We start from the raw sequence: 11,841 nt of genomic DNA on the forward strand, positions 1-11,841 counted from the left end.
GTATAGATTTATTAAAGCCACAAATCTAAAGAAATATTTCAATTGAAAAAATAAGGTTTTATTGTGACACATATCACAATAAAAACATAAAAATTTCAAATTATACTTATAAACATCAATTACTTACCTATATAATTTTTAATATTATTATTTTTAAAAATATTAAATTTATATATATTTTATCACATCATATAGTGTTTTAGTGAGTAAATTTAAATATGATTTCATAATTAATTTTAATAATCCACTTATTTCATTATACTTAATTTAACATTCAATACAGTAATAAATTATTTTAAATATTAAATGAATTTCATGTTTAATTGAAAATAATTCATTTCACATTATACAAAATAAAAATATATAATTATTAGAATTGCAATTTAATTTTTTATTATGTCAACTCAACGTTTAAAATTAAAACTCCCATCTGGACATGATCAATTATTACTTCATTCTTGTTGTGCTCCTTGTTCAGGAGAAGTCATGGAAGCATTAATTGATTCCGGAATTAAATTTTCTATATTTTTTTATAATCCTAATATTCATCCAGTAAAAGAATATCTCATCCGCAAGGAAGAAAATATTCGTTTTGCAGAAAAGCATAATATTCCATTTATCGATGCAGATTATGACACGGATAATTGGTTTGCTCGAGCTAAAGGTATGGAAGATGAACCAGAACGCGGTATTCGTTGTACCATGTGTTTCGATATGCGTTTCGAGCGAACTGCCCTGTATGCACATGAACATGGCTTTAGCCTCATCAGTAGTTCGTTAGGAATTTCCCGTTGGAAAAATATGGCTCAAATTAATGACTGCGGAATTCGAGCAGCCTCTCATTATCCAGATATTCAATATTGGGATTATAACTGGCGCAAAAATGGTGGCTCTAGTCGAATGATTGAAATTAGTAAGCGTGAAGAATTCTACCAGCAGGAATATTGTGGCTGTGTATATTCTTTACGTGACACCAATCGTTGGCGTATGAGTAATGGTCGAGACCGAATTAAACTAGGTGTTAAATTTTATAGTAATGCCATGGAAGAAAATTAAATCTTATTTCTCTTAAAAAATTAATTCATTCTAAGCTATATTTATTGCTAATAAAAAAAGGCCACATCTGGAGAATGTGGCCAAAAGGTGTACTGTACTGAGCTTTGATATTATTAGAATAATGAAGTTAGCTTAAAATAAGATTAATAAATTTTTTCTATTTTTAAAAATTTCATCAAAATATTAAAATCGTATAAATATTTTACCCTTCTCATTAAAAATAAAATCGCTCTAAAATCCAGATATTAATTTGAAAAGTTTAGCTATTTTACTTTTTAATGCTGATAGCTAGTCTCCTAATATTTTCTACTATTTCCTCAGGTTGATGTGCAGCATAGCCGAACAGAACTGCTGCTTTTTTCGACTCAAGTTGACAATATCTTGATAGAGGTTGAATCTCCAAATCCAATGCCGAGCAATGAGAAATAAACTCCTTCTCAGTCCATGATGCTTTTAACCAACATATAAGATGAATACCTGAATCTGTCGGCTGAACATCCAGTACATCTGAAAGGTATTCATTAATAACGTTAATCAATACTTGTTGACGCTCATAGCATGCTTTTCGAACTTTACGTACATGTCGAGCATAGTGGCCTTGTTGAATGAATAAAGCTAAAGCGACTTGCTCTAAATATGAACTTCTCACGTCAGTATAGTATTTAGCTGCACTAAAGGTTTCAATTAATGCTTCGGGTACAACCATGAACCCTAAGCGAAACTCCGGAAACATCATCTTGGTAAAAGTACCAGAGTAAATGACTCTTTGCTGCTGATCTAAACCTTGTAGTGCTTGAATTGGGTGAGTGCCATAGCGAAACTCACTATTATAATCGTCTTCAAAAATCCATTTTTCTTGTTTGTTTGCCCAATCTAATAAAGCAAAACGTCGAGCTAAACTTAAAGTTCCCCCTAAAGGAAACTGATGTGAAGGCGCCGTATAAACAAGTTTGCTTTTGAAGTAATGATCTGTAATGTCAGAGATTTGCATTCCCTCTTCATCACTTTCGATCAAGTTTACCTGAGCACCAAAACTTCGAAAAATCTTAAAAGCTGCATCATATCCCGGCTCATCCAAACACACTTCATCATTTGCTTGAAGTAAGGCATAGGCCGTTAAATGAATAGCTTGCTGCGTGCCATTTACGATAATAATTTGCTCTTCGTTGCAGTTCAGCCCTCGAGTGGAGCGGACATATTCACAAATTGCCTGACGCAAAGGTAGATAGCCACGGGGGTCGTAAAATTGTCCAAGCTGATAATATGACTGCCGCCATGCTTGTGTTAATAACTTTCCCCAAAGTTGATGAGGAAATAAATCAATACAACCTACCCCCACATGGAACATCTTTTTCTTTTGCGTTAACCACGATTGCTTTCGCCATGAATCCAATAAAGCTTCAATATTCGGATTAATATTCAAGGATTGATGATTATTTTTAGATGTTTTCTTTGAATTTTCTTGAACATGTATTAACTGATCTGGTACGACCTCAGCAACATAGGTTCCCGAACTTGGTTTGGTAAATAAATATCCCTCATCCAGTAATCGTTCAAGAGCCGCTAATACAGAATTCCTTGAAATTGACATCATCTCTGCCAAGGCACGACTTGAGGGTAATTTTGTTCCGGCAGTTAGCCTTCCATCTAAAATTGCATCACGCAAAGCCGTATATAGCCCATCTTTAATCTGGCCTTTTGGCAAAATTAAATGTGGAAAAGATGCAGAAATCGAAGCGGCCATATCAAAACTGGTACTGTTAAAAATATCAAAAGTGTATCTTATAAAATACCACTCTCAAAACTACACTCTAATTGTCGATTTTTATTACTTTAAAACAGAGTGCAATTATTATGCAAAATCAAGATCTTCAAATCGTGCCAGTTCAACAGCAAGACTATACGCAATGGGAAAAATATTGGCTTGCCTACCAAAATTTTTATCAAGTAAATTTACCCCTTCATGTCACAAAAGTAACGTGGGAACGATTTTTCGATGAGAATGAACCTATGTACTGTGCTGTTGCCAAACAAGACGAGCAAGTTTTGGGAATTGTGCACTATGTTATTCATCGTTCAACATGGGCAGAAAATAATTACTGCTATTTAGAAGACCTTTATGTTTCACCTGAAGTTCGTGGGCAACATATTGGTAAGCAACTCATTGAATATGTGCAGAAGCAAGCAATCGAACAAGACTGTGACCGTTTATATTGGCATACTCAAGAAACCAATCTAAGAGCCCAAAAGCTCTATGACTGGATTGCACAAAAACCAGGAATTATTGAATATCGTATGCCTTTGAACTAAAAAAATGAAAACACCAAAAGCTGCAGTGCTTTTGGTGTTTAAATTTTAGCAAGAATAAGCTTTATCAGTTTGTCATTAATAGTTGAGCATTGATTAAACGCTGCAAAACGCATGAGCTCTTGCTCCAATTCGAAAAAGAAAAGCTCCTTATTTTTTACTGTTTTTTCTAGATGCAGACTAATTACTTCTAACTCTTTTATAGAACGATGCGCTTTACAATCTAATCGGCCAACTAACTCATCTTGATATAGAATCGGTAAACAAAAATAACCATATACCCGTTTAGCCGCTGGTACATAGCATTCAATTCGATAATCAAACTCAAATAAAGAAGTTAAACGGTCACGATGAATAAGCGAGTTATCAAAAGGTGAAAGTATTTTTAAACCGAACTCAGTATTAAGCTTTTGTTCTATTGCAGCGGCATCAACATATAGCGTTTGACCATTCTCAAGCTTAATTGCAGATACTACACCTGCGTCAATATATTCCTCCAGCACGGCACGCATAGTTTCTTTTAAATTATTTTTCTTTAAATGAACCAATTGTTTCCATGTAAATGCACCATGTGCTCGAAGCGTATTATTAAATAAATACTGCGCATATTCATAAAGCGTAGGCATACTTAAATCAATATTTTCAGGCAAGCAGCGCTCGGTCAAATCATAGACTTTTTCCATTCCGTTACGTTCACAGATCATCAGGTCACCCTGCATATATAACTGCTCAAAAGCACGGCGGCCTGGTCCAGTATTCCACCAGTTTCCTAAACTCTTTTTATTATTCTTATCAATATCACGGAGACGAATTTTTCCTTCAGCACGAACACGCGCCAAAATTTCATTCATGAGCTGCTGATCGCCTCTATTAAAATAACGGCTTTCCCCTTTCCTCACAGACATCATGGCAGGCAGTGCATAGCGATAATCTTTCATAGGAAGATAAGATGCGGCATGATACCAATATTCAAAAATCTGGCGCTCGCGTACCAAACTATTGAGATGACTTAGATCATAATCAGGCACTCGGCTCCACAATATATGGTGATGAGCTCGCTCTACAACCGATATGGTATCAATCTGCACATATCCTAAATGCTCAATGGCCTGTAAAGTGCCTTCCAAGCCTTGTGCAAATCGACTAGTTTTTCCTAGGCCTTGATTGAATAAAGCAAGCTGTTTCAAAGAAGAAGTCATAAAAATCAAATATTGTTGTATTCATTTAAAAGCGGAAATTTTTCAGTTCTATCGTATCACTATTTCCTGATTTACTTGTGTTTTAGAATCGGTAATTCTCTATAAAAAGACTCTCAGTTAACTCAACGTTTCACAGACCCAGCTTAAAATAACTTTTAGGAGCCAATCTAATCACTAAAATAACTACTAATATCACACTAGCTAAATGGAAAAGCCATCCCGCTTTGTAAGCCCCCGTAAGATCATGCAAAATTGCAATAATCCATGGCGGAATTGCTGCCAATAAGAAACCACCGCCTTGCATCAGTGCAGATAAAGCACCTGCATAAATCGGCTCATCAAAATGATCTAATGCAACTATAAGCGTTAAGGCAAAACATCCTCCCAAACCCGCGCCTAAACAAATTGCCCAAAGTGTAGAAGCAAACTCAGGCATAAAAGCCATTCCCGTAAACCCAACCATTTGCATAGCTAACGTAAACCATAGCCATGGACGTCGGTCTTTATATTTTCTTGCTAAAACGGGCAAAATAAGTGCTGAAGCTGCTTGGCTCAAGGCCAGTAAAGCAAGTAGTTGTCCACTTTGCGCTGCACTCCAACCCTGATCTTGAAAGGAAGGCGCTAACCAAGCTACGACTGATGAGTAACCACCATTTACAAGCCCGAAGCAAACCATTAATAACCAAGTTCGAGGTTGATTTAATAACTTTCTTACGGGCGCACGATGAATGGATGAGCTAACTTTTGATGGTAAAAAAGCCAGTGCCAATATAAATGCAAATAAAGCTGGAATAGCAAAAAAAGCCAGTCCAATCGACCAAAGGCTCGTTATATTTGAAATTATGGGAGCTAACCATGCTCCTAACGCCCCACCGCCCATGAGCATAGCTGAATAAAGCCCCATCATCGGACCTATGTATTGGCTAAATTCTCGTTTAATCATGCCCGGAAAGGCCGCTTGTATCATCGCAACGCCAAATCCAATTACTATTGCGCTAATAATTAATCCTTGGGCTGTAGGTAATAAAAAACGCACAGCACATCCCGCACAAATGGCAAGTAATGCACCGAGAATAGCTTTTCGTTCGCCCACATAGTTCTGCAATATTGGCCCAACAAATGCAACAAGCCCCATAAGCATCATCGGTAGCAAAGTAAGTAGCGCCATTCCTTGTAGGCTTAAGCCAGTGGCTGTTCGAATATTGGCAATCAGTGGTCCAATACTTGTGATAAATGGTCTTAAATTAAGGCCCACCAAAGCTACCGTTACAACAAGCATGGGACGAGTCAAAAAAACTCCAGACTGCTTCATTCTTCTGAGCCTAAATTCTTGGCTTGATAATTATTCCAATGCACATAAAGATCAGTACGGTTTTCAACTCTGATCGGTATATATTGAATTTTCATTGATTGCTCAGAAAACGGCTTGGCAAGCTCAATATATATTTCGGCTGTAGACAAACCAAATGGTGTTCCATCTTCATTAGAATATGCATAGCTCACCGACTTGATACCTGCTAAACGCATTGCAGCCATACACATTGGGCATGGATGGCCACTTGCATACACAGAACAGCCTTCTAAATTGGCAGATCCTAAAACTTGGCTGGCTGCACGAATCGCTAGTAATTCGGCATGTGCGGTGGGATCGTTAGTTATCAGAATCTGATTTACGCCTGAAGCAATAATTTCTCCATTCTTTACAACCACTGCTCCAAATGGTCTGCCACCTTTTTCAATATTGTTATAGGCAAGCTCAATCGCATTACGTAAAAACTGTTCACCTTTTTCCATCATGTACTCTCACTTTTTATTTTGCACCAGCTGCAAGAAGTCTTTTTTCAATTTCGCGGTAGCCTCGTGAACGTGCATGTTGTAATGGCTTAATGCCGTCTTTATCTGCTAAGTTCGGATCGGCACCTGCTTTTAATAAAAGCTCTACAATGCGTTGATATTTTGATTCTCCATTGCCCAAAATAATGGCCTCAAGCAATGCGGTCCAACCAAAATTATTAACATGATTAACATCTACACCAGCCGCTATTAATGTACGAACTGTTTCAACATGGCCTCGCTCCGCTGCGGGAATGAGCGCAGTCCCACCGTAACGATTAGTACTTTTTAAGTTCGCACCATGCATGAGTGTCATTCTTAGAATTTTTAAATATCCCTGTGCGCCGGCGTACAAATACGGACTGTCTTGAATATTATCTTTTGCATTTACATCCGCACCCGCCTCTATCAGCATATGAGCAGCATGTACATTATTTGCTCTTGTTGCGACCATCAAAGCAGTAGAACCAGTTTCATCCCGCTCATCAATTAAAGCCTTTTGAGATAAAATCTTTTTTATAGAATGAGTGTCGTTATTTATTACTGCCTGATGTAAAGGGTACTCACTCATTGCATTCGTCATATTTGTAAAACCTAAAGCCCCTAACGCGACGATCAGATTCATCCATATTAGTGACTTACGCATGCTGGTCTCCCAATAGAAATTTATGGCAAAACATTTTGCAAATAGAATAAACATCACCAAAAGTATTTGGAAATTAAATTATTTAATCGATACTATTAAGATTATAAATACTTATCTGATCTGCTTTTAAACGTAGCGATGCTTAATATGTTTGATCCTCGCCTTTTACGTGCTTTTGTGACTATTTTTGAAACGGGCAGTTTTACCGCGGCCGCCGATCGATTACACCTGACTCAGTCAACGATTAGTCAGCAGTTAGCACGGCTTGAAGAATCAGTCGGTCATGCGCTTATAGATCGAACAGCAAGACCTTTCAAATTGACCGTTTCGGGAGAATATCTGATTGGGTACGCGCAAAGGATTTTGACTCTTCAACAAGAAGCTGAGGCCCTACTTAAAGATCCGGCAGGAAGTATTCCTATTCGTATTGGTTTACCAGAAGATATGATGAGTTCTGCAATGGCTGAAGTTTTCGGTATATTTGCCAAAGAGCATCGTTCCATTCGTTTAGACGTAACCTCTGGCTTAAGTCGGAACCTAACAGAACGGTATCGGAATGGTGAATTCGATATTATTATTGTCAAAGAACCCGCGGCCAGTGCTGATCACCACGCTACATTCCCAGAAGAGATGGCATGGTTTGCAAGTGAAAACTCAAAGACTCCATGGACTGACCCCTTGAGTTTAGTCACTTTTCCTCAAGGAGGACTTTATCGCGACGAAATGTTCGCAACCTTAGAACGTGAGCGGCGACGTTGGTATATTGCTTTTACTGGTAGTAGCCTAGAAAGCGTGTTAGTCAGTGTTGAAACAGGATTAGGGTTATCTTTATTGCCTGTAGCTACGACCAATGGACGTAAAGTACATCGATATAACTCATTCGGGGCTGTGCCACCTATGGTCGTTTCAATTTACACATGGGAAAAAGCTGGGATAATTTCCCAGCTTGTAGATAAAATGACGACTGTTTTACAAAAACGTTTTCAATCCTCAATCAATGTTTAACTTATGTCATTCGAACTTTCAGCAATAAGTTTTTCCGCCATTTCTTGAGTTTTTCTTAAGCCCGGCATACGGAATTCGGTATGCCCATAATCTTGGATAGATTTCCAACGTCCACCCCAAGTAAGCCCCACCGATTCGGCAACTTGTCCATATAACCGATAGCCTTGCATCGCCCATGGATCCCGCTCAGAAATAACGACTTTCCCATTTCGTTTAAATGCTACATCAGCAGCTAAACCAAATTGATGATAGCTTTGGTAACCTCTCGCTCTAGTCGTGTTAGGATTGCCCGCCAGCATATTCTGACGTGCTGGGCTACGATAACCTTCTAATAGAACCAACTCATAACCATACTGTTCTTTCATGATTTTAAACACCATGAGTAAACGCTGTTTATAACGTGGGTTCATTTTGTCCCATTTACGATCAACCAAAGTCGTGTCCAGAATAGCTCGACCATCGAAACTTGCATTATCAATCGGTGAAGAATTAATAGCTCCACTATTTTGAGACGAATATTGCTGCTCTAACTGCGTCGCCTCAACAATTGCGGCCTCAATTAAGCTTTCATCTACTTCTGGTGGTGGTGATAATATTTCACCATTTAAAAGTGCATAGATTTGAGGGTCAGTTTTTTTCAGATATTCAGCTTCAATTCGAGTTGAACTAATGGGACGAGTAAAAGCAAAAATTAATATACTGGCAAACAAAAAAAAGCCTGCAATTACAATCCACCATTGCTGTAAATGCCAATGAGATTGTAATTTTTCAGGAGCAGCTGCCTGATTCATCGTTTGAGCAAATTGCTTCACCTGATTCAGCTGTTTACGGCCTTGTGGTAGTAATGACAAGACGAAATCTTTGCTTCTACTCCTTAGCTCATAAGACATTAAAAATGCTAAACCAATTGCCAAGCATGTAAAGCAAAAGAAAATGAGAAAGATCATCATCAGTTCATTAATTCACGGCAAAAGGACTTCGTGTAATTTTAATATCTACCGATGCCTTAGGTGGCTCAACCTCAGGTTCTGGTTCGGCTTGAGCTTTACTCTCAACTACGGGTTTAGCCTGTGCTACTTGCTGCTGCGGCTTACCCATTGTTTTTTGCTGAGCTGGCTGTACTTTAGGTTGAGTCGTTTTAACTACACTTGTCTGTGGTTGAGGCACAACTTGAACTTTCTTCTCACCTGTTAGCTGTTCATCAAATGGGGAAACTCGTTGTTCATTCGCAGCAACAGCTTTATGGGGAACAGGTTTAAAGATATTACTTAATTCATTATCTTTTGGCTGTTCAAAGCCATCACGGCTCATTGAGTCTGTTTCGTTGTCTTGACTTACAGCAACCTGATTTTGTTCATCAGAAGAATGAGCAGCATCTTGATTTAAAATTTGCTCTTCTGTTGATTTACTCTCAATTGCTGCTGATTCTGACGAATTCGGTTGAGACAAGAACAGGAATAGCGAGATGCTGACAAACACCCCTGCAATTACACCAATCACAATATAAAGTAGTGGTGATTTCGGCTTTTTTTTATTCGATTGTAAAACTCGAATAGAAGTTGGTTTTTCCTGAGCCATTTCGTACCATCATCAAGGTAAATAAATTGTAATATGCGCTTGCTCTTGCGGAGCAGAAATCACATTTTGATAATTAGATAATGCTTTATCATTTTGATTGTTCAGCATAAATCTTAAGCCTGCAAAGGTAAGTAATGCAAAAATCAATAAAAAGATCAAAATCCAAAAGAAAGGTACTTCGCGATGGATAATATTTCGTATTTGATCGGGAATTGCCGAGAACGGCGAAAATGCAACTTTTTTCCCTTTTAAATAGTCAATTTCATCACCCACTCTTGATACTAAATGGTTCAGACTTTCGATAGACTCAATGCGGTACTTACCTTGAAAACCAAGTAAAAGGCAGTAATGAAATACTTCAAGAGCAGCTAGGCGTTCTTTGCCACGGCTTCGCAATTGCTCCAAAATTTCAAAAAAGCGATAGCCCGCTAACTGAGAACCAAACAAGCTCAATTGCAACGGACTAATTAACCAAGCATTCTGTAAATTAAAATAGCTTGGATCTTGTTGTGTTACGATGGTTTCATCAATTAATGCACAAAATGCATATTTAGCATCATGAATATCATCAGCTGAAAATTGCAATTTTTTAGCTTGTTGCTCAAATTGATTAAGCAAATTTAAGGTTTTTTCACGGAATTGCTGTGGATCTGCCGGTACATATTGATTTCGAATTAAAAAAATCAAATAAAAGCCATCATGCAATAAATCAATAAGATTAATTGCCTGTAGTTTTGTTTGCGACTGGCTATTGTTATTTCCACCCGTCCCGATTTGCCCATCGTCAAATAAAGAAGGAGCGCCTGTAGATTGTGACATTTTTCTCTCCTTTACCGTTAAGCGTTCATAACCGCAATCAATTCAATACTGATATCTTGGAAACCAGCTGGAACATAAATGCAGATCGTCTCTGAATCTAACATGCGCTGATATAGCTCGTGATGCGGTTCAATTTCAAAATAACTCACACCAGAACGTACTGGTATTGCAGTTGGAACTTGAATTAAGTGATGTAATGGAATCGCAGGCAATGCAGCAACTACACGTTGCTCTACATCTAAAGTGCTACCAATCTTGAATCGTAAAGGTACGATCTGGATTAACTCATGGGTCTGCATAGCACTACTTGATACAGCAATATAAAGTCGAGTGTCTCGAGTGATTTTATCGGTTTCAAGACTTCCCACCCAATATGAAGGTCGGATCTCTTTAAGCGCAATACTGATATAACGACTTGAAATAATCGTATCGAGTAAATCACGTAGAATCGTGTCTAACTGAGTAAAACTTTCTTGTAAATTATGGTGTTTATAAGCAGGCAGCTGATCAACATCATAGGCTGTCGAGAAAGTTAATAATGAACCTGCTAAACGCAATAATTCGAAAAACAACCGTTCTGGATGGATTTGTGGATATTGTACAAAGTGATTTAAACCAGCATGAGCTGTATTTAAGGCATTTACTAACCAGAAAGAAACAATATCGCCTGAACGGAATTCAATTAATTTCTGTTCATTTTCTCGGTTATTGGTTTGAATCGTCTTAATTTTTGCCTTAATAACATTCAGAGTTCTTTTTAAGTTTGAAATGAGTGTTTCAGAGGCATCCACATGCAAAATTGGTGGAATAAACTTTCGGTCAATTTCAAAAGCACCAGAGCTTTGACGCTTAATTTTTCCAATCGGCAGATATAAGAAACCATCTAAATTATGATCTGGATTACTATGCACATCTAATAATTTAAAAACAGCACGGCGGCGTAGCAAACTAATATCCGCTTCGGTAGCATTCGTAAATAGGTCATGCGTTTCAACAAGGTGAGATTGATATCTGCCCTTTTGTGCTTGGTTTTGATCAATGAGATTTTGCTTATTTGCTTGTAAAAGTGGCAATGCCAAATAGATTAGCATCTCACCACGTAAATTAAGATCATCTAGTAAAATTGGTTCAGGCAATAGATCGTATGCAGGCGCCTGATAAATTTCACCGTCTTGCCAGATCATCTCTACAGACTCAAGAGCAAGAATATGTGTGCTCAATTGAGCCTCATCGAAACTTAACTTCTGAATACCATACGAAAAAGGCACAACTGCACGAACCGTATGATTTAGGCGTTGTTCATGATAGGTATCTTGAATTTGGAAATGTTGAGGTCTTAAAAATAAACCTTCGCCCCACAGGACTTTTTCAGCTTTAAACATATGTCTTTACCAATCT

At 37.8% G+C, this 11,841-nt stretch carries 12 protein-coding genes; 3 read left to right on the forward strand and 9 right to left on the reverse strand.

Annotated elements, in window-relative coordinates; translation table 11 throughout:
* The first annotated feature begins 396 nt into the window (after positions 1 to 396).
* Positions 397 to 1,056: an epoxyqueuosine reductase QueH gene (locus tag AWW73_RS06320; protein ID WP_062849124.1), complete on the forward strand. Its 660-nt coding sequence runs from the start codon at positions 397 to 399 to the stop codon at positions 1,054 to 1,056.
* 268 nt (positions 1,057 to 1,324) lie between these two features.
* Here the strand turns inward: AWW73_RS06320 and pdxR are convergent, their stop codons facing one another.
* A complete protein-coding gene (gene pdxR / locus AWW73_RS06325; protein ID WP_062849125.1) occupies positions 1,325 to 2,800 on the reverse strand; it encodes a MocR-like pyridoxine biosynthesis transcription factor PdxR in 1,476 nt (491 codons plus the stop codon).
* Positions 2,801 to 2,910: 110 nt separating this feature from the next.
* Here pdxR and AWW73_RS06330 point away from each other — a divergent pair, with 110 nt between their 5' ends.
* The gene (locus AWW73_RS06330; RefSeq protein ID WP_062849126.1) at positions 2,911 to 3,366 is read left to right on the forward strand and encodes a GNAT family N-acetyltransferase; all 456 of its coding nucleotides are present in this window, start codon (positions 2,911 to 2,913) and stop codon (positions 3,364 to 3,366) included.
* 38 nt (positions 3,367 to 3,404) lie between these two features.
* Here the strand turns inward: AWW73_RS06330 and AWW73_RS06335 are convergent, their stop codons facing one another.
* From AWW73_RS06335 to AWW73_RS06350, 4 genes are all read right to left on the reverse strand, one after another.
* A complete protein-coding gene (locus AWW73_RS06335; protein WP_062849127.1) occupies positions 3,405 to 4,562 on the reverse strand; it encodes a winged helix-turn-helix domain-containing protein in 1,158 nt (385 codons plus the stop codon).
* A 130-nt stretch (positions 4,563 to 4,692) separates the two neighbouring features.
* Entirely contained in the window at positions 4,693 to 5,874 is a 1,182-nt protein-coding gene (locus AWW73_RS06340) for a cyanate transporter (protein WP_062849128.1), read from the reverse strand.
* Entirely contained in the window at positions 5,871 to 6,356 is a 486-nt protein-coding gene (locus tag AWW73_RS06345) for a nucleoside deaminase (RefSeq protein ID WP_062849240.1), read from the reverse strand. The genes AWW73_RS06340 and AWW73_RS06345 overlap by 4 nt, the downstream gene beginning before the upstream one ends.
* 16 nt (positions 6,357 to 6,372) lie before the next feature.
* A complete protein-coding gene (locus tag AWW73_RS06350) occupies positions 6,373 to 7,041 on the reverse strand; it encodes an ankyrin repeat domain-containing protein (protein WP_062849129.1) in 669 nt (222 codons plus the stop codon).
* A 147-nt stretch (positions 7,042 to 7,188) separates the two neighbouring features.
* Between AWW73_RS06350 and AWW73_RS06355 the strand changes: the two genes are divergently transcribed.
* Positions 7,189 to 8,046: a LysR family transcriptional regulator gene (locus AWW73_RS06355; protein WP_062849130.1), complete on the forward strand. Its 858-nt coding sequence runs from the start codon at positions 7,189 to 7,191 to the stop codon at positions 8,044 to 8,046.
* On the opposite strand, the gene AWW73_RS06360 is transcribed toward AWW73_RS06355, so the two are convergent.
* Genes AWW73_RS06360 through tssK form a run of 4 tightly spaced genes read right to left on the reverse strand, consistent with a single transcriptional unit; the run spans position 8,043 to position 11,825 of the window.
* Positions 8,043 to 8,996 (reverse strand): M15 family metallopeptidase, encoded by a 954-nt coding sequence (locus AWW73_RS06360; protein ID WP_016141456.1) that lies wholly within the window; start codon positions 8,994 to 8,996, stop codon positions 8,043 to 8,045. The two genes, AWW73_RS06355 and AWW73_RS06360, sit on opposite strands and share 4 nt — an antisense overlap.
* Before the next feature lie 7 nt (positions 8,997 to 9,003).
* A complete protein-coding gene (locus AWW73_RS06365) occupies positions 9,004 to 9,624 on the reverse strand; it encodes a hypothetical protein (RefSeq protein WP_062849131.1) in 621 nt (206 codons plus the stop codon).
* 12 nt (positions 9,625 to 9,636) lie between these two features.
* On the reverse strand, positions 9,637 to 10,443 hold the full coding sequence (gene icmH, locus AWW73_RS06370; RefSeq protein WP_062849132.1) for a type IVB secretion system protein IcmH/DotU: 807 nt from the start codon (positions 10,441 to 10,443) through the stop codon (positions 9,637 to 9,639).
* 17 nt (positions 10,444 to 10,460) lie between these two features.
* Positions 10,461 to 11,825 carry a type VI secretion system baseplate subunit TssK gene (gene tssK / locus AWW73_RS06375; protein WP_004793177.1) on the reverse strand — a complete coding sequence of 455 codons (1,365 nt, stop codon included), beginning with the start codon at positions 11,823 to 11,825 and terminating at the stop codon, positions 10,461 to 10,463.
* Between the last annotated feature and the right edge of the window lie 16 nt (positions 11,826 to 11,841).

Origin of the sequence: Acinetobacter lactucae, from assembly GCF_001605885.1 — a bacterium.
In the GTDB taxonomy this organism is placed as follows: domain Bacteria; phylum Pseudomonadota; class Gammaproteobacteria; order Pseudomonadales; family Moraxellaceae; genus Acinetobacter; species Acinetobacter lactucae.

Coding starts and splice junctions, on each gene's coding strand:
- AWW73_RS06320 (WP_062849124.1), top strand. CDS start 397: ATGTCAACTCAACGTTTAAAATTAAAACTCCCATCTGGACATGATCAA.
- AWW73_RS06350 (WP_062849129.1), bottom strand. CDS start 7,041: ATGCGTAAGTCACTAATATGGATGAATCTGATCGTCGCGTTAGGGGCT.
- pdxR (WP_062849125.1), bottom strand. CDS start 2,800: ATGGCCGCTTCGATTTCTGCATCTTTTCCACATTTAATTTTGCCAAAA.
- tssK (WP_004793177.1), bottom strand. CDS start 11,825: ATGTTTAAAGCTGAAAAAGTCCTGTGGGGCGAAGGTTTATTTTTAAGA.
- AWW73_RS06340 (WP_062849128.1), bottom strand. CDS start 5,874: ATGAAGCAGTCTGGAGTTTTTTTGACTCGTCCCATGCTTGTTGTAACG.
- AWW73_RS06365 (WP_062849131.1), bottom strand. CDS start 9,624: ATGGCTCAGGAAAAACCAACTTCTATTCGAGTTTTACAATCGAATAAA.
- AWW73_RS06355 (WP_062849130.1), top strand. CDS start 7,189: ATGTTTGATCCTCGCCTTTTACGTGCTTTTGTGACTATTTTTGAAACG.
- AWW73_RS06330 (WP_062849126.1), top strand. CDS start 2,911: ATGCAAAATCAAGATCTTCAAATCGTGCCAGTTCAACAGCAAGACTAT.
- AWW73_RS06335 (WP_062849127.1), bottom strand. CDS start 4,562: ATGACTTCTTCTTTGAAACAGCTTGCTTTATTCAATCAAGGCCTAGGA.
- AWW73_RS06360 (WP_016141456.1), bottom strand. CDS start 8,996: ATGATGATCTTTCTCATTTTCTTTTGCTTTACATGCTTGGCAATTGGT.
- AWW73_RS06345 (WP_062849240.1), bottom strand. CDS start 6,356: ATGGAAAAAGGTGAACAGTTTTTACGTAATGCGATTGAGCTTGCCTAT.
- icmH (WP_062849132.1), bottom strand. CDS start 10,443: ATGTCACAATCTACAGGCGCTCCTTCTTTATTTGACGATGGGCAAATC.